This window comes from Pseudoalteromonas sp. SG43-3 (assembly GCF_014164385.1).
Taxonomy (GTDB): Bacteria; Pseudomonadota; Gammaproteobacteria; order Enterobacterales; family Alteromonadaceae; genus Pseudoalteromonas; species Pseudoalteromonas distincta.
On record NZ_JACJFC010000007.1, the window covers coordinates 186,413 to 212,737 of the forward strand.

A 26,325-nucleotide genomic window follows, 5' to 3' on the forward strand; every position below is an offset into this window, starting at 1 on the left:
GCATAAAAAACCACCCTAGATGATAAATCGAAGGTGGTTTTTTATTGCCCACGGTTTAGACCTAATTCAGTTAATACTCAGCGAGCTCAAGTTAGTATGCATCTAATTTGTATAATAAAAGTCATCCTATGCGTTTACCTAAGTTAGTTGTCACTCTTTTTATTACTTCAGCTTTAGCCGCTTGTAGTAGCCAACCTATTGTTAAATCATCTATTGGAGAGGTTACTCAAGTTGGTAAAGCATCTTTTTATGCTGACAAATATCACGGGAGAACAACTGCCAACGGAGAGCGCTTTAGCCAACAAGCCGCCACAGCAGCCCATTTAGAGTTCGACTTTGGCACTAAGGTCGTTGTTACCAACCTCGCTAATAATAAATCAGTCACGGTAAGAATTAACGATAGAGGCCCGTATGTGCTAGGTCGTATTATTGATTTATCAAAGAGTATGTTTAAAAAGATAGCCGACCCTAAAGTCGGCGTTATTGATGTATCAGTAACGGTTTTAAAACCGGGTAGTTAGCGCAACATAGTCGGGATAAGTGCTACTGAGCTCTTTATGAGAGCCTTGTGCGACTACTTTGCCGTCTTCTAACCATACAACATTATCCATTTGAGCAAGTAGAGCAGGATCGTGCGTAATTGTCAGCACGCTGGCGTTATTCATAACGTGCATTATTGCTTGCATTACCCCTTGCTTAGATTGATTATCAAGACCCTCAGTTGGTTCATCAAGTACTAAAATAGCAGGGTTTTTAAGTAATGCTTGGGCAATGGCTATACGCCTAGATTGGCCTTGCGACACGTTACGCCCGCCAGTGCCTAATCGTGTTTTTAAACCTTCTTTTAGCTCATTAAACCATGGGCTCAATTGAGCTAATGCGAGCGCTTCAATCATTTGCTCTTTGGTTGCATTTGGCGCGGCATAACGTAAGTTTTCACTTAATGTGCCATCAAAAATATGGTGCTGCTGGGCGAGTATATTTATAACATTTGCGCGTATATCATTATTTAACGAATGTAAGTCAACAACGCTATTTTGATTGTTTAGCGTTATGCTGCCTTGTTGCAAAGGCCATAAACCAGTAAGTAAATTTACAAGCGTCGTTTTACCGCTGCCGCTTCTACCTACAATCGCTACTTTTTGCTGAGGCATTAGTTCAAAACTGATATTAGTTAGCGCTGTTTGTTCACCATATTGGTAGCTAATATTGTTAAGTACTAACGTGTGATTTTGCGCGCTAAAGTTTTCATCAATGTCTACATGTTTACTTTCAATTTGCGTACTAGCTGCTTTATCTTCAAGTGTAAACAATCGCTCTGCTGCTTTTAAAACATTTGGAAGCTCTATAAACGCGTTGGGTAGTAGTAATACGCTTTCAAAGCTTGCCAGTACAAATAAACTTAACATAGCAAGTTCTACATTTACCATACTGCTTGCGTAAACCAGCGGCACAATGGTCACTATGCTAGCAAGCATGGCTAATTGAACAACCAACAAGCTTAATCCATCTGAGTTTGCCAGTGCTTTGTGGCGAATAAATAATTGCTGATTGTACTGCTCGCTTAATTCGTCGCACTTATTAAGTTGCTGCGAACGGGCTTGATAAATACTAAGCTCTCTAAGGCCTGTAAGTGTATCTGAAAGCTCAGAGCGAAGTTGCGCACTAAGTTGTGTTTCTTTATGGCTGTTTTTAGTGAGCTTTATGCTGAGTAGGGCAGGTATAACCACACCAATAAGTATAATGCCAGTAAAGCAAATAAGGGCGACGTTGCCATTATAGGCCGACATAAACAGCATGATGATTGGCACACTTAAAAGAGCGACCAGCATAGGAAGTAAAACGTTTAAATAAAATTTGTCGAGTGCGTCTACATCGTTTTGTAATCGGTTAACTAGATCAGCGCTGCGGCTCATTGCTAAATCAACATTGTTAAGCTTGCTTAACGTTGCAAATACATTGGTACGTATTTCACTTAGTAATAAAAACGTGGCGTTATGAGTAACTAGGCGTTCGCCATAGCGCGATGCTGTTCGCACAATAGCTAAAAAACGAATCGTGCCGGCAGGAGTAAAATAATTCATTTGTACGCCCGCAATACCAGCAGCGGCCATTGATGCTAAAAACCAGCCAGATATAGCCAACAGGCCCACATTAGCTAATACCGTAATCGTCGCTAAAAATGTACCCAATAGCATAGCTTTGTAATGAGGAGCACAAAGTTTTAATAAACGAATAAAATTACGCATGCACCACCCCTTGTTCAGCCGTTTTTAGTAAGTCAGCAAATGCACCATTTTGCGCTGCAAGTGTTTCAAAGTGACCTTGCTCAGCTATTTTTCCATCGTGCATCACAATGATATTGCTGGCATGTTTAACGGTATTTAATCTATGGGCAATAACTAATACTAAGTTGTTTTTAGCATATTCATTAATAGCATCTTGAATAAGCAGCTCTGTTTGACTATCAAGGTGCGCAGTGGGCTCATCAAGCACTAAGACTGGTGCTTGTTTTATAAATGCGCGAGCCAGTGCAATACGTTGTTTTTGACCGCCAGAAAGCCCTTCACCTTGCTCACCTATCTGGGTGTTAAAACCATCGGGTAGGGTATTAATAAATTCAAGCACACCAGCTTGTTTTGCCGCGTGTTCAAGCTCTTGCTGTGTGGCAGTGGGTTTGGCCAATTTAATGTTGGCAGCAATGGTGTCGTAAAATAGCGTCGCTTGTTGTGGTATCCATGCAATATTATTTTGCAGGTAAGTAATATCGGTTGTACTTAAACTCTGATCATTAATAGATAGGTTGTTAATCACCTCAGGGTGAAACCCTAATAGACAATCAAACAACGTACTTTTACCTGAGCCACTACTGCCCACAACTGCAATTAAGCCTTTATTTGGCAATGTTAAATTTATATTTTTAATCCCTTCGTTACTACCAGGGTATATAAAATTAAGGTCGGTAATACTTATTGAATTAATTGTATTTAAAGTTAAATTGTTTTCAGGTGCGCTTGTAGTTACTGACGCATTTTCGTCACTTGGCAGTGGGGCATTTAAAATCGCAACCATATCGGCCGCCGCACTAATACCTTGTAAACGTGCATGGTAATGACTACCTAGTTGGCGCAGTGGTAAATAAAATTCAGGCGCTAAAAGTAGCACCACAAAGCCAGTGGCAAAATCAAGAGTGCCAAAAAATAGTCTAAAACCAATAATTACGGCAACGAGTGCCACGCTAATGGTGGCTAAAAACTCAAGTGCAAATGATGATAAAAACGCGATTTTTAAAACATCGAGTGTCGCGTGTCTAAAATCATCTGAAATTTTAGCTATTTGTTTAAGCTCGGTACGTGTTGCATTAAATAGTTTTAGCTGAGTTAAACCTTGCACGCGGTCAAAAAAGTAATTGCCCAGTACAGCAAGTTGCTTCCAGCGTTTTTGGTTTAAAGCTTCGGCTTTAGAGCCTACTAAAATCATGAAAAAAGGAATAAGTGGGGCGGTTAATAAAAATATCAGCCCAGCTTTATAATCTGTCGGAAAAATAACTACCAATATTGCCAGCGGAATAAGCGCGCTGTAAGCAACACCTGGCAAGTATTTAGCATAATAGTCGTGAAGTGCTTCAACGCCATTATGCAGGGTATTTAATGTAGCGCCTTGGCCGTGTTGTTCTATATAACTAGGCCCAAGTAAGCTGAGCTTATGGAGAAGTGTTTGGCGCATAGCCGATTTTATTTTAAGCGCAGCAAATGCACTTAAGCGCTCACTTAACGCTAAAAACACCGCGCGCAATAAAATAATGCCTGCTAAGGGCCATAATAAATGAGTGACTTGGGCTAAATTATTACCTTCAAACATTACATTATGAATAGCTTGAGCCAGTAAATAAGCACCTGCAATCATCAGTAATGCGTTAAAAGTACCCAGTGCAATGCTTAACTTTAACCACACTGCAGCGGGTTTACTTTGACGCTTTAAAAAAGCGCGCAGTGATTGCTGCTGCGCGCGATCTGGTCGGGGGTTAGTCGTCATCTTTTGTGTTGTTAGCATCATTTAATAGATCGTGCATGGCTTGTTCATCATCAGCAATGCTGTTTTTATTTTGATGAAATTCGTACCACATTACATTTATTACACCTAAGGTACAGGCCAAAAGTACACCTAAAATCCAAGCGAAATACCACATTGTTTAGTCTCCTTAGTAGCTACCATGAGTGTTGTTTTCAATTTCTTCTACCGTTACTCTGCGCCACATTTTTACGTAACACCAAGTGGTGTAGGACAAAATTAGTGGTACAAAAATACACACTGCAACAAACATTATATTGAGCGTTTTATGGCTCGATACCGCATCCCAAATTGTTAAGCTAATATTAGGGTTGTTACTCGATGGCATAATAAATGGGAACAGAGAAACACCGGCCGTCATAATTACGCCAATTAACATTAAGCTTGTTGAAATAAGTCCAAGTGCAGGTTTATTTAATTTTGAAAACACAAGTGCACTTAATGCCATTGCAAAGGCTAAAATAGGGAAGGTCATTGTCCACGGACGGGTGCTGTAATTACTTAACCAAGCACCTTGCGCTGTAGTGACTACTTTAGCTAGAGGGTCTGCATGACTTTGTGTATCAGCCATAGATACAACTTGGTAACCCGTTAAGTTAGCCACCCAAAAACCAGCTGCAGCAAATAACACGATAAACACAATAAGAGAATAGCGACCATATTGACCCGAACGCTCTGCGACCACACTTGCTGTTCTAAGTTGTAACCACATACCCGCATGCGCAACTAACATGGTAATACTCACTAAACCTGCAAGTAATCCAAATGGGTTAAGCAAGCCAAAAAATGATCCTTGGTAGCTAACACGCATAAGGTTATCAATATTAAACGGTACGCCTAAAAATAAATTACCAAACGCCACACCAAAAACTAATGCTGGAATTGCGCTGCCTGCAAGCAAGCCCCAATCCCAGTTATTACGCCAGCGTTTTGAGTCTACTTTACTGCGGTAATCAAATCCAAGTGGTCTAAAAAACAAAGCAAAGAGTACTAGCATCATGGCAAAGTAAAAGCCCGAAAATGCAGCTGCATAAACCATAGGCCACGCCGCAAATAACGCGCCGCCTGCAGTTATAAACCATACTTGGTTACCATCCCAATGCGGGCCAATTGTGTTTATTACTGTGCGGCGCTCTGAATCTGTTTTACCAACGAGGCGGAGCAACATAGCAACGCCCATATCCATACCATCGGTAATAGCAAAACCAATAAGCAGCACACCAATGATCAACCACCAAAGCATTTTTAATGTTTCATAATCAAAAATCATGATTGCTCTCCTTCAGTTTTATCAGCTTTGTTTGGTAATTCAAAATGATACTTACCAGTATGTAGCGAGCTTGGCCCTTGCTTAACAAAGCGGATCATCAGCCAGCCTTCCACAATGGCTAAACCAGTATAGAAAACAATAAACCCAGTTAAGCTAATTAAAATATCGTTTACTGTTAGTGACGACGTGGCTAAAAAGGTCGGCAGTATTTCAGATATAGCCCAAGGTTGACGGCCATACTCGGCAACAATCCAGCCAAATTCAATCGCTATCCAAGGTAGTGGAATACTCAATACGGCAGCCCATAACAACCAGCGTTTTTGCTCAATAACACGGTGAGCGTTGTAGTAAAATGCCAATATAAATACACCTAGCATGGCCACACCACAGGCAACCATAATCCTAAATGACCAAAACATAGGGCCTACTTTAGGAAAAGAGTCTTTAACAGCTTTTTGAATTTGTTCTTCAGTAGCATCTACAACATCTGGTGTGTAGCGCTTAAGTAGCAAGCCATAACCTAAATCATCTTTTAGAGTATTAAATTTGGCAATATTATCTGGCGTATCTTCACCGTTTCTGAGTTTTGTAAGGTATTCATAAGCAATCATACCGTTGCGAATACGTACTTCATGTTGTTTTTCTAGGTCGTTAATACCCGTTACTTGCTCATCAAGTGAGCGCGTAGCAATTAACCCAAGTGCGTAAGGTATTTTAACCGCCGCATGTGTTACTTGCTCTTCTGAATCAGGAAAACCAAATGCGGTAAACGCAGCCGGAGCTTCTTCTGTGTGCCATTCGGCTTCAATTGTGGCAAGTTTTACTTTTTGGACTTCGCCTACTTCGTAGCCTGATTCGTCACCGAGTAAAATCACACACAAAATTGACGCTAAACCAAAGCCTGATGCGACTGAAAAAGAGCGTTTAGCAAATGCTAAATCACGACCCTTCAATATGTACCAGCTACTAATACCAAGCACAAACATAGACGCTGCTACATAACCTGCCGATACAGTATGAATAAACTTAACTTGGGCTACAGGGTTAAACACAAGCTCTGCAAAACTGGTCATTTCCATGCGCATGGTTTGATAGTTAAATTCAGCGCCTACTGGGTTTTGCATCCAACCGTTGGCAATTAAAATCCACAGCGCCGACATGTTAGTACCAATGGCCATTAAAAAGGTCGCGCCTAAATGTTGGCGTTTAGAAAGCCTGTCCCAGCCTAAAAAGAACATACCCACAAAGGTCGATTCTAAAAAGAATGCCATTAAACCTTCAATAGCCAGGGGAGCCCCAAAAACATCACCTACGTAATGGGAGTAATAAGACCAGTTAGTACCAAACTCAAATTCCATGGTAAGGCCTGTTGCCACACCAATTGCAAAGTTAATACCAAACAATTTTCCCCAAAACTTAGTCATATCACGATAAATTTCGCGACCGGTCATAACATAAACCGATTCCATAATAACTAAAATCCAGGTCATACCTATCGTTAACGGTACGAATAAGAAATGAAAGAGAGCGGTAACAGCAAACTGTAATCGCGATAGATCCACAAAGGTTTCATCTATCATTATTGGCTCCTTGAGAGTGACGGATTAACAGGGCAACATTTAATTGGCAAAGTTAAGGTTTAATGAACTTTCAGTAATTACTGAAAGTTTGTAATAGTATTTACTTTTGTGCAATTTTTGTCAACATACATATTAGTAAAACTTAATATATATTTCCTATGCTACATCAGTATTAAAAACAAACAACATAAAGCCTTAACTTACGTGATAAAAAACCAGTTATTTAAAGCGTTTAACCAAACAGTAAAACACGGTAAACTAACAAGCATGAACGCCTGGTTTACTTGTGAAATAAAATCAAATGAATAAAGATAAAAAACAACTACGTATTGGTATTGTGGCAGGTGAACTGTCGGGCGATATTTTAGGTGAAGGTTTAATTAAAGCCCTTAAGAAACACTTTCCGGACGCTATTTTTGAAGGAATAGCAGGACCTAAAATGCAAGCGCAGGGCTGTAAAACACTTTACGACATGGATGAGCTTTCGGTAATGGGGCTTGTTGAGGTGCTAGGGCGTTTACCACGTTTGCTTAAAATACGTAAACAACTCGTGCAGCATTTTGTAGATAACCCACCTGATGTATTTATAGGTATTGATGCACCCGATTTTAACTTACGTGTAGAAAAACCACTTAAAGATGCGGGTATTAAAACCGTACAGTATGTAAGTCCGTCTGTTTGGGCGTGGCGCGAAAAGCGCATTCATACAATAAGTGCAGCCACTAACTTAGTGTTAGCATTATTACCATTTGAAAAAGAATTTTACGATAAGCACCAAGTCCCATGTACATTTGTGGGGCATACCTTGGCAGACGACATAGCACTTGAGCACGACGATACCAAAGCGCGTGAAGGACTCGGCTTAAGCCTTGATGACAAAGTACTGGCGCTGCTACCTGGTAGTCGAGGCTCTGAAGTTGGTTTGCTAAGCGAGACTTACATTAAAACAGCCGCGCAGTTACAAGCTAAAAACCCCAATCTTAAAATTGTGGTGCCGTTGGTTAACGAAAAACGCAAAGCGCAGTTTAGTGATATATTAAACGCTACCGCACCAAACCTTAATGTTAACCTGCTTGATGGGCAATCAAAATTAGCGATGCAAGCTGCTGATGCTATTTTATTAGCCTCGGGCACAGCAACACTTGAAGGTATGCTTTATAAAAAACCAATGGTTGTGGGCTATAAAATAAAGCCTGTGAGCTATTGGATTTTTAAAACTTTATTTACGTTTAATATTAAGTACTTTTCGCTGCCTAATTTATTAGCCGACGAAGAGCTAGTGCCTGAGTTTTTACAAACCGAGTGTAATGTGACTAACTTAACAAACGCACTTACCCCTATGCTCAACACAGATAACAAAGAGCTAAAAGCACGCTTTTTAGCTATTCACGAAAAAATCAGATTAAATGCCAGTGAACAAGCAGCCAATGCTGTGGCGGAGTTAATAAATGCAGATTGATAGACCCAATGTATCCTTAATTGCTGGTGTAGATGAAGTAGGGCGCGGCCCACTTGTTGGTGATGTAGTCACTGCCGCCGTTATTTTAGATCCCACTAAACCAATTGCAGGCTTAGCAGATTCTAAAAAGTTAACGGATAAAAAACGCCAAGCACTTGCAGTTGAAATAAAAGAAAAAGCATTGTGCTACGCGTATGGACGCTGCAGTCCAACAGAAATTGACGAGTTAAATATTCTACACGCAACGATGCTTGCCATGACTCGCGCAGTAGAGGCATTAAGCACACAACCTGAATTTGTATTTATAGATGGTAATCGATTGCCAAAACTCACTATGCCAGCACAAGCTGTTGTTAAAGGTGATAGCTTAGTGGCCGAAATTTCAGCGGCGTCTATTTTAGCTAAAGTAGCACGCGATGACGAAATGCTTGAACTTGATAAACGCCACCCAGAATATGGTTTTGCAGGGCACAAAGGGTATCCCACTAAAGCGCACTTTGCAGCACTTGAACAATACGGTGCAATTGACGAGCATCGTAAAAGCTTTAAACCTGTGCAGCGGGTTTTGGCGCAAGTCAATGGTGAGGGCTAAGCATGGCTGCTCCTGATTTTGTTCATTTAAGAGTTCATTCAGACTTTTCGATGGTTGATGGCCTTGCTAAAACAAAGCCAATAGTCGCAAAAGCGCAAGAGCTGCAAATGCCAGCCATTGCAATTACTGATCAAATGAACTTTTGTGGTTTAGTGCGTTTTTATGGCGCCACGCATAATGCAGGTATTAAACCTATAGTGGGTGCTGACTTTTGGGTTCGTAGCCCAGAGTTTCCTGATGAGCCAAGCCGCTTAACTATATTAGCCAAAGACAACGACGGCTATAAAAATATTACCTTGCTGATATCTAAAGCTTATCAGCGTGGGCATGTATTTCATCGCCCTGTGATTGACCGCGAGTGGTTAGTTGAGCTAAAAGCAGGCTTAATTATTCTCTCAGGCGCTAAAGACGGTGACTTAGGTAAAGCATTATTAAAAAATAATCCGACTGTAATTGAATCGGTTGTTAGTTTTTATAAGCAGCATTTTAGCGATAACTACTACCTAGAGCTTGTTCGCACCAATCGACCGCTTGAAGAAGATTACTTGCACATGGCGGTAGAGCTTGCTGCTAAAGAGCAGCTACCGGTTGTAGCCACCAACGAAGTGGTGTTTTTAAAGCCAGAAAACTTTGAAGCGCACGAAATTCGTGTTGCTATTTTTGACGGCTACACGCTCGATGATAAGCGCCGCCCTAAACGGTTCTCTGAAGAACAATATCTAAAAACACCTGAGCAAATGGCTGAGTTGTTTAGCGATATTCCAGAAGCCCTACAAAATACCGTAGAAATCGCTAAGCGTTGTAATGTAACTGTGCAATTAGGTACTTACTTTTTACCTGATTACCCAACCGGCTCGCTTAAAATTGAAGACTTTTTAGTTAAAGTGTCACAAGACGGCCTTGAAGAACGACTACAGTTTTTATTCCCCGACGAAGAAGATAGAAAAGTAAAACGTGTTGAATACGATGAGCGTCTTGCAATTGAGCTCGGTGTAATCAACCAAATGGGATTCCCAGGTTACTTCTTAATCGTAATGGAGTTTATTCAGTGGAGTAAAGATAATAATATTCCAGTTGGACCTGGTCGTGGTTCAGGTGCAGGTTCGTTAGTTGCGTACGCGCTTAAAATTACCGACCTTGATCCACTTGAGTTTGACTTACTCTTTGAGCGATTCTTAAACCCTGAACGTGTATCAATGCCCGATTTCGACGTCGATTTTTGTATGGATAGACGAGACGAAGTAATTGATCACGTGTCGGCTTTGTATGGTCGGGATGCGGTTTCGCAAATTATTACCTTTGGTACCATGGCTGCAAAAGCGGTAATACGCGATGTAGGGCGAGTGCTTGGTCATCCTTACGGGTTTGTTGATCGAATTTCAAAATTGATTCCGGGTGACCCCGGTATGACACTTGCCAAAGCGTTTGATGTAGAACCGCGCTTGCAAGAAGCCTACGATGGCGACAATGAGGTAAAAGACTTAATCGACATGTGTCGCATCCTTGAAGGGTGTACACGTAATGCCGGTAAACATGCGGGTGGCGTAGTAATATCGCCAACCACTATTACCGATTTCGCTGCACTTTATTGCGATGACGAAGGTAAGTTTCCTGTAACACAGTTTGATAAAAACGATGTAGAAACAGCCGGCTTAGTTAAGTTCGATTTCTTGGGTTTACGTACACTGACTATATTGCAGTGGGCGGTCGATATGACCAATGTGCGCATGAAGCGCCAAGGTAAAGACCCCGTTGATATAAACACCATTCCACTGGATGATAAAAAAAGTATTGAGTTGTTACTTCGCGCCGAAACGACCGCTGTATTCCAGCTAGAGTCGCGAGGTATGAAAGACTTAGTACGCCGCCTTAAGCCCGACTGCTTTGAAGATATGATTGCACTTGTGGCCTTGTTCCGACCAGGTCCGCTGCAATCAGGCATGGTAGATAACTTTATCGACCGAAAACTGGGCCGAGAAGAAATCTCATACCCAGATGCGCAGTATCAGCACGAAAGCTTAAAACCAATACTTGATCCAACGTACGGCATTATTTTGTATCAAGAACAAGTAATGCAAATTGCGCAAGTACTAGCAGGTTACACGCTAGGTGGCGCCGACATGCTGCGTCGTGCAATGGGTAAGAAAAAACCCGAAGAAATGGCAAAGCAGCGTTCAACGTTTGAAGATGGTGCAAGAAATAACGGCATTGACGGCGAGCTTGCGATAAAAATCTTCGACTTGGTAGAAAAGTTCGCAGGTTACGGTTTTAACAAATCTCACTCAGCAGCTTACGCACTCGTATCGTATCAAACATTATGGATGAAAACGCATCATCCTGCAGAGTTTATGGCTGCGGTAATGTCGGCCGATATGGATAACACCGACAAAATAGTTATTTTGGTGGATGAATGTGAAAACATGAAGCTCACCTTATTACCACCAGACGTAAATGCAGGTGAGTTTAAGTTTACAGTAAACCTTGAAGGTGAAATTGTTTACGGCATTGGCGCGATAAAAGGCGTGGGTGAAGCACCGGTTGATGCAATCCTAGAAGCGCGTGCAAAAGGCGGCCCATTTAAAGATTTATTTGATTTTTGTGCCCGTGTTGATTTAAAACGCTTAAATAAACGTGTTACCGAAAAATTAATTTACGCAGGTGCTTTGGATCAATTAGGACCAGAGAAAACCCAATCTGGGCGTGCTACATTACTAGCTAGTTTAAAAGATGCTATGCGTGCGGCCGATCAACACAACAAAGCTGAGCAATTAGGACAAAGTGACTTATTTGGTTTATTAGCCACTGAGCCTGATGAAGTTGAACAAGCTTTTATTAAAGCCACAGGGCTTACTGATAACGAGTGGTTAGATGGCGAAAAAGAGACGCTAGGCCTTTATTTAACTGGGCATCCAATAAATCAGTACCGCCGTGAGCTTAGGCATTACACTAGCGGAAAAATAGTTGATTTACAGCCAACTAATCGTGATGTGTTTGCAACGGCCGCTGGTTTGGTGATTGCTTCTAGAGTATTAATTAATAAAAAAGGAAATCGTTGGGCCTTAGTAACTTTAGATGACAAGAGTGCACGGATTGATGTACGCTTGTATTCAGACGAGTTTGAAAAGTACCAAGATATGCTCCAAGTTAACAATATCTTGGTAATATCTGGACAGGTCAGCTTTGATAACTTCTCCGGTGGTATTACAATGACCGCCAGAGAAATAAACACCATTGCTCAAGCGCGTGAAAAGCGTATTAAAGCGATTAAAATGACGCTGAACATGGTGCAAATCGAGGCAGGTTTCTTCGATAAATTACAAAAAGTACTCGAACCCTATAAAATGGGAACGTGTCCGATCAAGGTTTATTACCAACGTCCAGATGCGTTGGCGCAATTAACTCTTGGGATCGAATGGTGTGTTACGCCAAGTGACGACTTAATCCATAAGTTATCACTAATGGCTGCGCAAGATGTAGAACTAGAATTTAACTAATTAGGTAGTTTAGAGCATGAGCCTCAATTATCTTGATTTTGAGCTTCCAATTGCAGAATTAGAAGCAAAAATTGAAGAATTACAAAGTATCAGCCGCGCTGGCGAATTAGACCTTGAGTTAGAAGAGGAAGTCAGCAAATTAAAAGAAAAAAGTGCCAAACAAAAACAGGAGATTTTTTCTAATTTAGGCGCTTGGCAAGTATCACAGTTAGCACGTCATCCGTTGCGTCCTTACACTCGAGATTATATCGAGCGCATTTTCACGGAATTTGACGAGTTTGCTGGCGATCGTACTTTTGCTAACGATCCAGCTATTTTAGGTGGCATTGCGCGTTTAGATGGCGAACCGGTAATGGTTATTGGCCAACAAAAAGGTCGTGATACTGCTGAAAAAATTAAACGTAACTTTGGTATGCCAAAGCCAGAAGGTTACCGTAAAGCATTACGCTTAATGGAAATGGCTGAGCGTTTTAAAATGCCAATCATGACCTTTATTGACACACCAGGTGCATACCCAGGTGTTGGCGCTGAAGAACGTGGTCAATCTGAAGCAATCGCACGTAACTTAAAAGTAATGGCGTCACTTAAAGTGCCGACAATATGTACGGTTATTGGTGAAGGCGGTTCAGGTGGTGCATTAGCAATTGGTGTTGGCGACAGAGTTAACATGTTGCAGTACAGCACTTATTCTGTAATTTCGCCTGAAGGTTGTGCGTCTATTCTTTGGAAAAGCGCTGACAAAGCACCGCTTGCAGCAGAAGCAATGGGTGTAACTGCAGAGCGCGTTAAAGAGCTAGACTTAATCAACAACTTAGTTGATGAGCCACTAGGTGGTGCACATCGTAATTACGATGCTATGGCACGTAACTTAAAAGTACGCCTTAAGCGTGACCTAGCAGACTTACAAGCGCTTACGCTTGAAGAAATGCTTGATCAACGTTACAAACGTTTAATGTCGTTTGGTTATTGCTAAACACATTAATTGTTAAAAAAAAGCCGCTTATGCGGCTTTTTTGCTTTAAAATGTTCAGAGTTTTTATATAAAAGTGCGGCCATATGCATACAACAGCAATTTATCAGCAATTAAAAAAATCACTAAATAGCTATATTGAGCAAGGTAACACTGTTTTTACTGTGGCGCTTTCTGGTGGTGTTGATTCTGTGGTGTTGCTGCATTTAATGCGTGCTTTAAGAGCCGATAATCCTGCAATTGATGTATCGGCTATTTATGTTCACCATGGCTTGAGCCAGTATGCTGATGACTGGCAACGCTTTTGCAAGAATGTATGTATTGAGCTTGATGTGCCTTTTAAAGTCGCAAAAGTTGTAATTGAGCAGCAGTCGCGTACGAGCCTTGAAGCCCAAGCTCGCGATGCACGTTACAAAGCACTTGATGAGCTAAGCCCACAAGGCAGCATTGTTTTATTGGGCCAACATTTAAACGACCAAGTAGAAACGTTTTTACTGCGCTTAAAGCGTGGCTCGGGTTTAAAAGGGCTTGGCGCCATGCACCAAGCGCGTTTGCTGCAAAGTGGCCGTGTATGTTTTAGGCCATTGTTAAACGTAAAGCGAAGCGATATAGAAGCGTTTGCGGCGCGCTTTAGTATTAACCACATAACTGATGACTCAAATACAGATGAAAGTTTTGACCGTAACTTTTTACGCTCAAAAATAGTACCTGTGTTAGCCGAGCGTTTTACTGGGTTTGAACAATGTACAGCACGAAGTATTGAGCTACTACAACAACAGCAAACACTACTTGATGAGTACACTCAGCTTGATTTAAATAAGTGTATTAACGAGTACCAAGCACTGTGCATTAGCCAAATAAGCGAATACAGCTCAGCGCGTATTGCAAATATAGTACGTGCGTGGCTTACATTATTTACACAGGTCATGCCATCGCAAAAGCAGCTTGAGCAAATTATTAATCAAGCAATGTGCGCAAAAAACGACGCACAAATGCGTATTGATTTGCTCGATGGGCAAATACGTCGTCATCAAGGTTATTTGTATTTTGTAACACCAAATGAAGTATTAACAGATATTGAGCTAAATCATTCACAGCTAAAACTTGCAGACGGGCGCTTATTAATTAAAAGCATTGGTTTTGGAGTAAGACCTCCACACTCAAATGAGCAAGTAATAGTGCGCTTTAATTGCAATAGCGCACGTATTAAACCATTTAAAAAGCCTGGTAGTAATACAGTTAAGCATTGGTTTAAAGATGCAAAAATAGCGCCGTGGCTACGCGCCAGTGTACCACTTATTTTTTATAATGATGAATTAGTTCAAGTGGTTGGTTATTTTATAAGTGCTAAGCATGTTGATGAAAATGGTATTTTTTGGGAGTGTAAATAAATGAGTAAACAGCCGCATGTTGGCTTATCGTTAGTAACAAAAGCGCCAATGGGTATGCTAATAACAGCGCTTATTGCTGTTATCGCTAATGTTTTACTTGAGTTAAATATAGTCACGTTAGGTTATGCAGTCGCTGGTGGGATTGCATCTGCAGTACTTTTATTAGCTTATTGGTTAGGTAAAGGTGGATTGTTTTTTATTTTAGGCGTGAGCTTGCCACTGCTTTTAGTATTATTTACACCGCTTGCTACTATTACCGCATTACTTAATTTAATTAGCGGATTCTTTTTTGGTTTTTGTGCTGCGTTGTTTATTTATAAATTGGTAAGTGCAAAGCCTAGCGGGGGAAGCTAGGCTTTTTTATTTAATGCAGTTAAGTAAAGGCTAGTATGCTTTTGCGCAGTTTCTACCTGATGCCTTTGCTTTGTATAAACCTTTATCGGCTCGAGCAAATATCTCAGTTTCGCAATCTTGGCTGTTAGCTAAAGTAAAACCAATACTGGTTGTAACTTTGTATTTAGACATTAATGGCGATTTTCTTACTAAGCACATTATACGCTCAGCAATCACTTTATTAGTTGTAAACTCAGGGTCTTCAATAAGTAAAGCAAACTCATCACCACCAAATCTAAATACCGAATCAGTGCCGCGTATACTGCTACACAGTACTTTTGAAAATTCTTTAAGTGTATCGTCACCAATTTTATGGCCGAAGTTGTCGTTAACTTGTTTAAAGTTATCTAAGTCAAGCAACATTAAACTAAATGGGCGTTGATAACGGCGACAGTTTTCAAGCTTTTGAAGTAAAAAGTCATTAAATTGACTACGATTATTTAAACCGGTTAACGCATCCTTTGTGGCAAGCTTTAGTACGCGGCTATACATCATCGCATTACGAAGTGGATAAACCAGCGCACTATGTAATGTATGTAATTTTTTCTCAATTGCGTGACCAAGTGGGAATTTACTAAAATAAATTAGCTGCCCTAAGTGGTCTTTATTAATCGCTAAATCAAAAATATAGGGTGTACTATTTGTATCACTTTGTGATGTTTGAGCAGTACCTAAAGTTGATTGAAACTGCAATCCAGAAAAATTGAGCAATTGTTTTGCAAATTTAGCGTAAATAGCCAGAACATCCTCGATCACTAAGCTTGTTTGTAGCTCTGCGACGAGTTCATGCGTTTCAGTTATTTCATTTGTAGGTGAGTGTTCAGCCGAAAACGGCAAAAAATCACCGCGACCAGACACACGCTGCGTCAAAATATGGACGTTTTCCATTAAATTCTCCCCCGAGGGTGTTACTTTGCAATAACTAAGCTATTTTTGTGCCATATTTTAAAATTGCATGAAAAACATATGGTTGTTATATTTACTTACAAGCTACTAGTTTAATTTAAACGCGAGGCTGCATTTGCAAAGTATTAATGCTCAAATTTTTGGCTTATTAGTCGCGGCAGTTCTTTTTGTGTGGTTTTTTAAGCGCATTGGCTTGCCGCCTATTTTAGCGTACCTAGCAACGGGGGTTTTAGCCGGTAGTCATGGTATTGGCTGGCTTGCACAATCTCACGAAATAGAGTTTGTAGCTGAATTGGGTATTGTGTTTTTGTTATTTAGTTTAGGGCTAGAATTTTCTATTTCTCGACTAATGGCAATGCGAAACCTAGTATTTGGTTTGGGCTCATTACAAGTAGGTATAACCAGTTTACTCTTCATTATTATTCTATATTGCTTAAACTTTTCATTACTCACCAGTTTTACCATCGGCACGATTATGGCGCTTTCTTCAACCGCTGTAGTAGTTAAGCTATTAAAAGAAACGGGTGAGCTTAATCAGCGCCGTGGGCAATTAGCCGTTGGTGTTCTACTTTTTCAAGATATTGCTGTTGTTCCTCTATTAATAATACTTCCTTTATTTGCATCAAGTGACTCTCAAAGTATTGGCTGGGCTTTAGCGTTTGCCCTAAGTAAAGGCGCATTTGTATGTGTGCTTCTTTGGGCAATTGGTAAATGGGTATTGCCCATTGTGTTTAAAGAAATAGCGCAAGTACGAACCGATGAGTTATTTGTACTTACCACCATATTAGTCGCGTTGTTTGCAGGCTTTTTAACGTATATGTTTGGCTTGTCTATGGCGCTAGGTGCTTTTTTAGCCGGAATGATGTTAGGTGAGAGCCATTACAGGCATCAGTTAGAGGCCGATATACGCCCATTTCGCGATATTTTAATGGGGCTATTTTTTGTTACTGTAGGTATGCAGCTGGATATTTTATTTGTACTGGGGCATATCGTAATAATTATTGGCGCCTTGCTGGGTTTACTGGTGTTAAAAATTGCAGTGGTAGCCTTTAGCGCGCGGCTAATGCATGAGCGAAACCAAGATTCACTCGCCTGTGGCATTATGCTGTGGCAAATGGGGGAGTTTGGCTTTGTACTTATTGCACTTGCTGGCCAGCATCAATTATTAAATTCAGAGCAAGCTTCATTTTTAATTGCCCTTGGTGTGCTTTCAATGGCATTTACCCCATTTTTGATTGATAAAACGCCATTTATTTTAGAGCGTTTAGGCATACTCGATCGCCCAAGTTTGGCGCTCGAGAGTGAGCCACAAAGTAGTACGCTTTATAGTGACCATGTTGTTATTTGTGGTTTTTCGCGAGTTGGGCAAACTATAGCGCGTTTTTTAAAGCCCGAAGCAATAGACTATGTTGCGATTGAAAGTAACCCAATTTTAGTACAAGAAGGCAAAGCGGCGGGTGAGCCTGTCATATTTGGCTATGTTAAACAAAAAGATATTTTAAAGTGCGCAGGAGTAGAGCGAGCTCGCTTGGTTATTATTACTTTTACAGAGTTTGATCATGCACAGGTTGTTATTGATGCCATAAAGCAAATAGCACCCAATGTTAAAATACTCATTCGTACCCGTGACGATAGCCAGCTAGATTATTTAAAAGAGCTAGGTGTAACCGAAGTAGTACCTGAGTCGTTAGAGGCAAGCTTAATGCTCGTGTCGCATGTGTTGTCTATGTCGGGCGTACCGATGACGCGTATTGTGCGAAGAGTAAGTAAAGAGCGTCGTAATCGTTATCCGTTAATGCAAAGCTTTTATGCAGGCTATTTTAAAGATAACGAAGATACATCAAGTGACCGGTTAGAGTACTTACATGTGGTTGCTCTGCCTGATAAAGCTTATGCAGTTAATAAAACAATCGAAAATCTAAATTTAGAAAAGCGTCGGGTACTGGTAAAAGCGCTGCGCAGAGAAGGAGCCGAAATAGACACGCCATCAGCACAAACAACCTTATTGGCTAATGACGTTTTAGTGTTACAAGGTAAACCAAGGCGTGTTGAGCGGGTAGAGCACTACCTGCTCGACGGAATAGAATAACGTTTCTGTTTGAGCTTAATCTAGTTCTAAAAACTTGCGTATCTCCGGTAATTTTTTCATACCGTCTTCATAACCAATTTGCATTAAATGTTGGGTGTAGCGTTTTTCAAACAATAGATAACTGGTTAAGCTCGATTGCGAATGTTTTTTAACACCTATGGTACGTAGCAATACTTTAATAGCCCAAGGCATATCGTCGTAATACTGTGCTGCAATAGCATTAAAGTTTTGCGATGGGTTAATTACAAAGGTATCTATTTGTTTAAGTTCTTGATGTTTGTCACGCGCGGGTAATAGCCCTAATGTTCGGTTAACACGAGCCAAACGCTCTAAATCCGATTGCATAGTGTCGGTAAATACACTGTCTAGTAAATGCCCCGCAACAGCAGAGAGTCCAGGATAATGTGGCGAATAACCCGGCGGGTGTAATTCTTTAGGTTGATCGACCCCAATAATAAATATTTTTTCAGCGCCTAAATGAATCGACGGACTCAGCGGAGAAAGTTGATGTATAGAGCCATCACCAAAGTAATGGTTATAAATATTTACACTTGGAAACACCATAGGAATGGCACTTGATGCCATTAAGTGCTCAACATTAATACGAGTTGCGCGGCCTTCGCGTTTAGCACGTTGCCACGATGTTTGCGTATTAGATTGAAAAAATGCAACCGAGTCACCCGTTGTATAACTTGAGGCTGTAATAGACAGCGCATCTAAATAATTACGGTGTAAATTGCGCTCAATGCGGTGTAAATCTAAAATCTCGTTTAATAAACTACGCAGAGGGCGGTTATTTAGTAAGCTCGCTGGTGGGTGGTTAATATGCTCTGACTGAAAGCTCGTTAAGATATTGCGAGCAATATGACCAAACACGCTTAAAAAGTCACTTTTATAGACCATAGAGGTTGAAAAGTTTTTCCAAACTGATTCGAGCTTTCGTACAGCCAAATGCGCACAAGAAGCGTAACATGCCAATGCAGCAGAGTTAATAGCGCCAGCGGAGGTGCCATTTATTACTCTAAATGGCAATGGAGCAGTACGAGGCATACTATGAGCTAGCGCTTTTAGCACACCGACTTGATAAGCAGCTCGTGCGCCACCACCTGTAAGTAATAAGGCAGTTTTAGGTTTTTGTGGATCAACTTGCTTGATTTTCATATTGGTGGTTAAACTGTTCTACGTCTTTACTTTATTTATTAACTGTAAGTCTTTAAGCTAGAAGAATCAAAGGATAACTGCCCTAATGCTTATTACATTATTTAATCACCCAATTTAGTAGGTAACTTACTTTGCTATAATTGCCGTATTATAAAATGTCATAGTATTTGTGTAAGAATGAATTTAATCCACTTAGCGTACTCTAAGTGATATCGCATTTTAATTTTTATGGAGTTCGTATGTCAGATAAACCAGAAGCATCAGATGTTCAAAAACGTCCACCTAATAACAATATTCTTTTCGCCGTTATTATTTTAATAGTCGTAGCATGTGCGGCTGCCTTCGTATTGCTCACACCAAGTGACGAGCAAGAAACACGCACTGAGGTAGAGCCCGCAGTTAAAGAGCAACCTATGATGGAGCTTAAACCCGAGAACGACCCAGTGGTAGACGCGCCATCTGTAATGCCAGAAAAACCAGCCGAGCTTGAAGTACCAGTACAAAGCCCGAGCGAGCCGGAGCCTGAAGTAGAGCCACTACCAACACTTAACGAAAGTGATGCAGTTGTGGTTGCTAAAATGGATGAGTACCTAAGCGACTCAGTAATGAGCCTAATGGTGACCGACGATGTAATTCGCCGTGGTGTTGTATTTGTAGATAACCTAGCTAAAGGTAAGGTAGCTAAAAAGCACACGCCTGTTGTACAGCCAGAAGAGAAATTTAGCGTTAATGAAGGGGATATCCTCACAATTAACCCTAACAGCTACGAGCGTTATACCCCGTATGTGAAAATATTTACCAGTATGAGTGCAGCGCAAGCCGTTCGTATGTACGAAGAGTACAAGCCACTTATTAATAATGCATACAGTGAAATTGGTTATGGCGATGATGAGTTTAATCAAACGCTAACCGATGCAATCGATTTATTACTTGATACGCCAGAGCCTGAAGGTGACTTGCCGTTACTTCGCGATTCAGTGACGTATCAGTATGCGTTTTCGGAGTGGGAGCAATTACCTGCTGCGCAAAAACAGCTTTTACGTATGGGTCCAGAAAACATGAAAAAAGTAAAAGCAGCACTTCGTAATATAAAAGCGCAGTTAGAGAACAATTAATACGCACTAAAACAGCTAAATACGTCGCGATTGTATATGAAGTATGCAATCGCACTTTCTTTTTAGATTATCCCTTGAATAACAGAGCAAAAGTAGAGATAATCCTTCCCGCGCCAACCAAGGCCCTCAATGGTAGTCTTATTGGTCCTCTCGCAACACTAGCAGGCGAACCTGGTCAGGCCCGGAAGGGAGCAGCCACAGTTTGTGACGTGTGTGCCGAGATGTGGCTGGTAAGACTGCCACCCAAATTCCTCATTTGGGTGTTGTTTGAAGTATAAGTTGACATATTTGTACTAAAAGATGGCATAAACCAGAAGCATAAGATGACATAGTTTAGTATTAACCAAATTGTTAAATGGCTCACTCACATTTGCACTTCGGCTTTTTGCCTTTTCCAATAACTTGATAAAGGCTACCACTGACAGTTTTGATTAGCTGGTTCTGAGGTGATATTTCCACTATTCTTGATGTGCTAATATAATCGTTTGTTGCGAATCGGTACGTCATGTCATCGACATAGATATCCCATAAAATTTATCCAAGCATTTTCTTCACCATCAAAAATTGAAACTTAACGGTGTTTAAGTCTTAATGAGAAATATCTATTTCTACTAAATTAATCGGAATTTTTTAGCATTAAAAAACTGGCTTTGGTATCAGGAGCTTTTAATTTAAGAAAACCAGTCACTTTATGCCATTTTATGATTCAACTTTATGTCAACTTACGCTTCCACTTTTGTCGCTGTGGAGCAATAAAACCGAGTTTGGTTATGCCAACTTATACTTCAAGCAACATTGGGTGTATATCGCTAACTCCTTAATATATATATTTTTTCACTAAATTAATCCATAATACCTAATAGTTTCCAGCTCCTTTTCTCGCTAGACAACTTTTAACTTGTACGCAATAATGTAGCAATTATATTAATTTAACACTGCGTGTTAACAAAGTACTCTAGGGTTGAAGTAATGCCTCAAAGAAGTAAGTGGACACTCGCTGTTTTATTAGGGTTGCTAGGGGGTTTAGTTAACCTCTCGCCGTTATATTTTTTCGACAGTTCTGAGTTTTTATTTGGGCAAGTATTTGTATTATGTAGCTTAGTGTTTATTGGGCTGCGTTATGCGTGCTTAAGCCTTGCGATTGTATCTGGCTTTTTACTTTATAGGTGGGGGCATTGCTGGCCGAGTATTGTTTATTTACTCGAGCTTTTTTGGCTTTACACTTTTTGTTTACGCCGCTCTAAACCCATACTCCCTCTTGGTACTGTTTTTTGGCTGTTAGTTGGTTTACCTATAATTTGGGGAATAGGGCAGTTTCTTATTGGTCTGCCATGGTTAACGCTAGTTGTTGCAATATCAAAGTACCTCATAAATGCGTTAATTAGCTTAGCTTTAGTTGATTTATTTAGTGTATTTGTACCCCACGCCAGCCGTGCCTATCAGGGCAGGCCTCTTGCTCGCATTCTTAGCTATGTTGTAAGCGTTATTATTATATTGGTTATACTGCTTACCAGTGTAATTTTAGTGAACGATCACCACTCTCGGTTAGAGTATGAGGTAGACGCCCAGCTTGAAGAAAAAGCCAAATATATAAGCACTCAATTAAGTGATTATTTAACGTTTCATAAAAATGCCATTGTAATGAGTAGCGACGCCATAAGCGCGGGCACAGATAGTGAGCAGCAGTTAAAAAGGCTAATGAATCTATTTCCAGGGTTTGCTACAAGCTTGTATGCAAACCCTAGCGGCTACGTCGAAATAACGTCGCCTAATAACCTTATAGCGGGGCTAACTAAGGCGCAGCGTAATGTCACTGATCGCGAGTACTTTAATCAGGCTAAGCAATATCCTCTCGGTTATAGCGGTGGTGTGTTTCAAGGGCGAGGGCTTGGCAATGAAGCCATTGTTGCGCTGTCGGCACCTATTTATCGTGATGGTGAGTTTTTCGGCGTAGTAGAGGGGTCGTTAAAGCTTGGACGATTAGAGCAGTTTATTCCTAATTTATTTGAAAATACTGGCGAGTTAGTTGTACTGGATGATAAACAAAAAGTGGTTTTTAGCTCGCTTGAGCAGTTTAAAATATTAACCGACTTTAACGAAGATGGTTTTAATGCGCGTAATATGGGCGATAAAAATTTATTTCGCTCCAATAATAATGAGGTCTACCATAGTTCTAGATATGTTAATCCGCAGAGCAAATGGCAAGTAATCACTTTTTATAATCGTAAACATTTGAGTATGGCTGTAGCCAAAGCATGGCTGCCAAGTATTTTGCTAGGCGCTATGCTAATTATTATGGTGGTGCTGTTTGTACGCCAACTTGCAAACTTATTAGTGCAGCCAATTAGTGGTTTAACTAATTTAATGCAAAGCTTTAATAAATCAAAAAAACATACTTTTAATACAGATTCAAGTTGGCAAGAAGTATTGCAACTACAACAGCAGTTTGAAATGCTAGCCACTGCGCTGCAGCATTCAATAGAAAACCTGCAAGCGTCAAATATAAAAAACCAAGACCTAAACAAACAACTCAGTGAGTTTAACCAGCAGCTAGAAAAACAAGTTGCTGAGCAAACTAACAAGCTTAAGCAAGCAGTAGAGCGTGCTAATTTAGCTAATGTGGCTAAATCGCAGTTTTTAGCAAATATGAGTCATGAACTACGCACCCCAATGAACGGTATTTTGGGCATGGGTGAAGTATTGCTGCGTGATAGTTCGTTAACCGACGAGCAAAGAGATCTTTTAGATACGCAACAAAAAAGTGCTCAAAACTTATTAAAAATCTTAAACGATATTTTAGATTTTTCTAAAATTGAGGCTAATGCAATGCAAATTAGCCCGCGTCCTACAAATTTAGCGCCGTTTATCGAAAATATTAAATCGTTGTTTTCACCCATTGTAAGCTCTGACGATGTGCAGTTTATAGTTCAGTGTAGTAACACCTTGCCAGATTGTATTAACGTAGATGATTTACGCTTAAGCCAAGTTATTATTAATTTATTATCTAACGCGTATAAGTTTACTGAGCGCGGGTTTGTGCGTTTATCGTTTGATTACAGTGGCCAGCAATTATTTGTGAGTGTGTCTGATAGCGGCATAGGCATAGAAAAAGATCAGCAATCGTTATTGTTTAGTGAGTTTACTCAAGCTGATGTAGGTGTTGCGCGTAAATATGGCGGTACCGGGCTAGGTTTGGCCATTAGCCAAGGGTTAATTAAAAAAATGCAGGGTGAAATATCTTTAAATAGTGAACCCGGTAAAGGCAGCATGCTTAAGTTTTACATTAATGCGCCTAAAGCTGAGTTTATAAAGCACACAGCCGCAGTACAGTCGCAATCAGTACCTAACCTTGGTAGCAAAAAATTACTATTGGTAGAAGACAACCCCATAAACCGCCAAGTAATTGCAAAAATGTTAGAGCCAACTCATGTACAACTTACAATGGCTAACGATGGAATTGAAGCGTTAAAAGTGCTTAAGGGTAATACCTTTGACTTAATTTTAATGGATTGCCAAATGCCAAATATGGATGGTTACGAATGTACCCAAACCATACGTGCTAACGAAGTAAACACTAAGGCACATGTGCCCATTATTGCAATTACCGCTAATGCCTACGAAGATGATAAACAGCGCTGTTTAAGTGTAGGTATGGATGACTTTGTATCTAAACCTGTAAGCACACAAGGTTTGTACGAAGTAATCGCTAGGGTGATAAACGCGCATTAGCTTAGCGTTTATCACCACAACAAATTTTAGATAAAATCGAGCGTAAGTAATAAGCGTTGCTCATTTTCAGCCACCGGGGGTGAGCGATGTACAAGCCCTGCACCTTCGTTTTCATCCCAGTACTCGCCTTTAAGCAGGGCAACATCACCTTGCTTGAGTTGATTAATATTATTTAGGCTTTTAAATAAACCAGACTCTTCATCGGGTTTACCTAAATTACCAGTACCTAGCTTTGAGCGGTTTACATCGCTGTGATTTAACCACTGCGTAGCAACACCTTGATAGGTAGTAACTAGCCGGCACGGAATTTTGTCTACATGAAAACGCGGGCACATAGGTTTATCTAATATTTTTAGCCTTAAACCGGCGCGTTTTAAATCAAACAGGCAGCAAAACATTTCAACCAACAGTGCGATATCTTCACACAGAGCTTTAACTTCATCGCGGTTATTATCTTCTGGTTTAAGCGCTTTTATTAATTGATCAAACGCATCATCGGGCGATACCGCAAGTTCTAGTGGCTTTAAAGCATTTGCGCTAATGAGAGTATTAACTGCATTTGTTAATGTTTGCTCAAGGTCTCTTTGCCAAATAACAATGTTAGTGTCTTGGTTATAAATTTGTGGCAATACATCGGCGTCACACTCTTTAGCTGCTTTTCGGTACAGCGGTTCCGCAGGCTTTATTTGCGCAGTTATTGGGGCTAGGGCATTCATTACTTTTCCTCCCAAATAGGAAACGGGTCGTTGTAGGTTCTCCAAAAGTCCTTACCCTTAAGTACCGCATCTTCTGGTAGTAGGCAGTCATCAAGCGCTTTAATCATCGCTTGTTTATTTAATGATTGACCAATAAACACAAGCTCTTGGCGCATATCACCAAAGGGTTCTACCCATGTGTTATTTATGTCAGCAAGCAGTTCAGGCTCTGTAGGCCAGTCTTTTTGGGGGATGGCTTTAAAAAACATACCAGCAAATCCGTAATGAGCTATACCGCCTGCTTGGCTCCACTGCGCGCAAAATAAAGGGCGTGTTGCTAACCAAAAATACCCTTTTGATCGAATAAGTTTGCCAAATTGTTCGGTGCTATGAAGAAAGTTATAAAACTTTTCTGGGTCAAATGGGCGGCGCGCAGTGTAATTAAAGCTGCTAATACCATACTCTTCAGTCTCGGGAATATGTTCACCACGCATTTCTTTAAGCCACCCCGGTGCTTGTTGGGCACGTTCAAAATTAAATAAACCGGTGTTTAGCGCTTCGTTAATATTAATATGGCCGTTTGAAATAGGAATAATGTTAGCTTGAGTATTAAGCGTATTTAAAATGGCAGTGAGTTTATTTAATTCATCGTTTGTAATTAAATCAGTTTTACTAATTAAGATTACATCGGCAAATTCAACTTGGTCAACAAGTAGGTCGGCTACGCTTCGCTCGTCGTCTTCTCCTAACGATTCGCCAGTATCTTGTAAATCATTTGCTTGTTCGTAGTCGTTTAAAAAGTTAACGGCATCAACCACCGTTACCATAGTATCAAGGGTGGCAATATCACCCAGTGAGACGCCATTTTCATCGGCAAATGTGAAGGTTTCGGCTACAGGTAATGGCTCAGAAATACCGGTTGATTCAATAACGAGGTAATCAAAACGCCCATCTTTGGCAAGTTTGCCCACTTCAACAAGTAAGTCTTCTCGTAGGGTGCAGCAAATACAACCGTTGCTCATTTCAACGAGCTTTTCGTTACTGTGATTGAGCGATACATCGTTTTTAATAGTGGCTGCATCGATATTTATATCGCTCATATCGTTAACTATAACAGCCACTTTTTTACCTTGCCTGTTATTAAGAATATGGCTAAGTACAGTGGTTTTACCAACCCCCAAAAAACCTGATAACACTGTGACGGGCAGTTTATTTATCATTTAATAATCTTACTAAATTACAATTAAAGGTATGTTATATTATATCAATTTCGTATTCCAGTAATGCTAATTAATTTTTTTAATGCTGAGCTGCAAATTTAGTGTGCTACTCAAAAACTCTTCATTCGAAAAATAAGGATGAATATGAAATTATTTACATTGCACACGTTAATGATAGTCGTTATCATTC

19 protein-coding genes and 1 other RNA gene are annotated in these 26,325 nt (G+C 40.4%); 11 read left to right on the top strand and 9 right to left on the bottom strand.

Annotated features, from left to right (window positions below; all coding sequences use genetic code 11):
• Positions 1 to 128: 128 nt before the first annotated feature.
• Positions 129 to 521: a septal ring lytic transglycosylase RlpA family protein gene (locus tag H5157_RS08725; protein ID WP_182724541.1), complete on the top strand. Its 393-nt coding sequence runs from the start codon at positions 129 to 131 to the stop codon at positions 519 to 521.
• Here the strand turns inward: H5157_RS08725 and cydC are convergent.
• The 5 genes from cydC to H5157_RS08750 are packed head-to-tail and all read right to left on the bottom strand — an operon-like array spanning position 504 to position 6,921.
• Positions 504 to 2,249, bottom strand: a complete 1,746-nt coding sequence (gene cydC, locus H5157_RS08730; protein WP_182724542.1) for a thiol reductant ABC exporter subunit CydC — start codon at positions 2,247 to 2,249, stop codon at positions 504 to 506. The genes H5157_RS08725 and cydC overlap by 18 nt on opposite strands.
• On the bottom strand, positions 2,242 to 4,035 hold the full coding sequence (cydD, locus tag H5157_RS08735) for a thiol reductant ABC exporter subunit CydD (RefSeq protein ID WP_182724554.1): 1,794 nt from the start codon (positions 4,033 to 4,035) through the stop codon (positions 2,242 to 2,244). Before cydD ends, cydC begins: the two co-directional genes overlap by 8 nt.
• Positions 4,025 to 4,189, bottom strand: a complete 165-nt coding sequence (gene cydX / locus H5157_RS08740; RefSeq protein ID WP_002958303.1) for a cytochrome bd-I oxidase subunit CydX — start codon at positions 4,187 to 4,189, stop codon at positions 4,025 to 4,027. Before cydX ends, cydD begins: the two co-directional genes overlap by 11 nt.
• A 12-nt stretch (positions 4,190 to 4,201) precedes the next feature.
• Positions 4,202 to 5,341, bottom strand: a complete 1,140-nt coding sequence (cydB, locus tag H5157_RS08745; protein WP_002958302.1) for a cytochrome d ubiquinol oxidase subunit II — start codon at positions 5,339 to 5,341, stop codon at positions 4,202 to 4,204.
• On the bottom strand, positions 5,338 to 6,921 hold the full coding sequence (locus tag H5157_RS08750) for a cytochrome ubiquinol oxidase subunit I (RefSeq protein ID WP_002958301.1): 1,584 nt from the start codon (positions 6,919 to 6,921) through the stop codon (positions 5,338 to 5,340). Before H5157_RS08750 ends, cydB begins: the two co-directional genes overlap by 4 nt.
• A gap of 301 nt (positions 6,922 to 7,222) precedes the next feature.
• Here H5157_RS08750 and lpxB point away from each other — a divergent pair, with 301 nt between their 5' ends.
• The 6 genes from lpxB (at position 7,223) to H5157_RS08780 (ending at position 15,181) form a co-directional block, all read left to right on the top strand.
• Positions 7,223 to 8,380 carry a lipid-A-disaccharide synthase gene (lpxB, locus tag H5157_RS08755; RefSeq protein ID WP_182724543.1) on the top strand — a complete coding sequence of 386 codons (1,158 nt, stop codon included), beginning with the start codon at positions 7,223 to 7,225 and terminating at the stop codon, positions 8,378 to 8,380.
• Positions 8,370 to 8,972 (top strand): ribonuclease HII, encoded by a 603-nt coding sequence (gene rnhB, locus H5157_RS08760; RefSeq protein ID WP_182712628.1) that lies wholly within the window; start codon positions 8,370 to 8,372, stop codon positions 8,970 to 8,972. Before lpxB ends, rnhB begins: the two co-directional genes overlap by 11 nt.
• Positions 8,973 to 8,974: 2 nt before the next feature.
• On the top strand, positions 8,975 to 12,466 hold the full coding sequence (gene dnaE, locus H5157_RS08765; RefSeq protein WP_002958298.1) for a DNA polymerase III subunit alpha: 3,492 nt from the start codon (positions 8,975 to 8,977) through the stop codon (positions 12,464 to 12,466).
• Positions 12,467 to 12,482: 16 nt separating this feature from the next.
• Positions 12,483 to 13,439 (top strand): acetyl-CoA carboxylase carboxyl transferase subunit alpha, encoded by a 957-nt coding sequence (gene accA / locus H5157_RS08770; protein WP_002958297.1) that lies wholly within the window; start codon positions 12,483 to 12,485, stop codon positions 13,437 to 13,439.
• A gap of 83 nt (positions 13,440 to 13,522) precedes the next feature.
• Positions 13,523 to 14,827 (top strand): tRNA lysidine(34) synthetase TilS, encoded by a 1,305-nt coding sequence (gene tilS, locus H5157_RS08775; RefSeq protein ID WP_182724544.1) that lies wholly within the window; start codon positions 13,523 to 13,525, stop codon positions 14,825 to 14,827.
• Positions 14,828 to 15,181 (top strand): hypothetical protein, encoded by a 354-nt coding sequence (locus H5157_RS08780; RefSeq protein ID WP_024606283.1) that lies wholly within the window; start codon positions 14,828 to 14,830, stop codon positions 15,179 to 15,181.
• A gap of 30 nt (positions 15,182 to 15,211) precedes the next feature.
• On the opposite strand, the gene H5157_RS08785 is transcribed toward H5157_RS08780, so the two are convergent.
• The gene (locus H5157_RS08785; protein WP_182696038.1) at positions 15,212 to 16,108 is read right to left on the bottom strand and encodes a GGDEF domain-containing protein; all 897 of its coding nucleotides are present in this window, start codon (positions 16,106 to 16,108) and stop codon (positions 15,212 to 15,214) included.
• A gap of 133 nt (positions 16,109 to 16,241) precedes the next feature.
• Here H5157_RS08785 and H5157_RS08790 point away from each other — a divergent pair, with 133 nt between their 5' ends.
• Positions 16,242 to 18,215: a monovalent cation:proton antiporter-2 (CPA2) family protein gene (locus H5157_RS08790; RefSeq protein ID WP_182724545.1), complete on the top strand. Its 1,974-nt coding sequence runs from the start codon at positions 16,242 to 16,244 to the stop codon at positions 18,213 to 18,215.
• Positions 18,216 to 18,230: 15 nt separating this feature from the next.
• Here H5157_RS08790 and H5157_RS08795 read toward each other — a convergent pair whose 3' ends face one another.
• Complete coding sequence (locus tag H5157_RS08795) at positions 18,231 to 19,376, bottom strand: patatin-like phospholipase family protein (protein ID WP_002958292.1); 1,146 nt, start codon at positions 19,374 to 19,376, stop codon at positions 18,231 to 18,233.
• Between the two features lie 239 nt (positions 19,377 to 19,615).
• On the opposite strand from H5157_RS08795, the gene H5157_RS08800 reads away from it, so the two are divergent.
• From H5157_RS08800 to H5157_RS08810, 3 genes are all read left to right on the top strand, one after another.
• Positions 19,616 to 20,491 (top strand): DUF3014 domain-containing protein, encoded by an 876-nt coding sequence (locus tag H5157_RS08800; protein ID WP_182724546.1) that lies wholly within the window; start codon positions 19,616 to 19,618, stop codon positions 20,489 to 20,491.
• 139 nt (positions 20,492 to 20,630) lie between these two features.
• Positions 20,631 to 20,727, top strand: an RNA gene (gene ffs, locus H5157_RS08805) — signal recognition particle sRNA small type.
• 733 nt (positions 20,728 to 21,460) lie between these two features.
• Positions 21,461 to 24,220: a response regulator gene (locus H5157_RS08810; RefSeq protein WP_182724547.1), complete on the top strand. Its 2,760-nt coding sequence runs from the start codon at positions 21,461 to 21,463 to the stop codon at positions 24,218 to 24,220.
• A gap of 26 nt (positions 24,221 to 24,246) precedes the next feature.
• Here H5157_RS08810 and H5157_RS08815 read toward each other — a convergent pair whose 3' ends face one another.
• Together H5157_RS08815 and zigA are read right to left on the bottom strand one after the other, a co-directional pair.
• Complete coding sequence (locus tag H5157_RS08815; protein ID WP_182724548.1) at positions 24,247 to 24,936, bottom strand: DUF1826 domain-containing protein; 690 nt, start codon at positions 24,934 to 24,936, stop codon at positions 24,247 to 24,249.
• Entirely contained in the window at positions 24,936 to 26,135 is a 1,200-nt protein-coding gene (gene zigA / locus H5157_RS08820) for a zinc metallochaperone GTPase ZigA (protein WP_182724549.1), read from the bottom strand. Before zigA ends, H5157_RS08815 begins: the two co-directional genes overlap by 1 nt.
• Positions 26,136 to 26,325 lie beyond the last annotated feature (190 nt).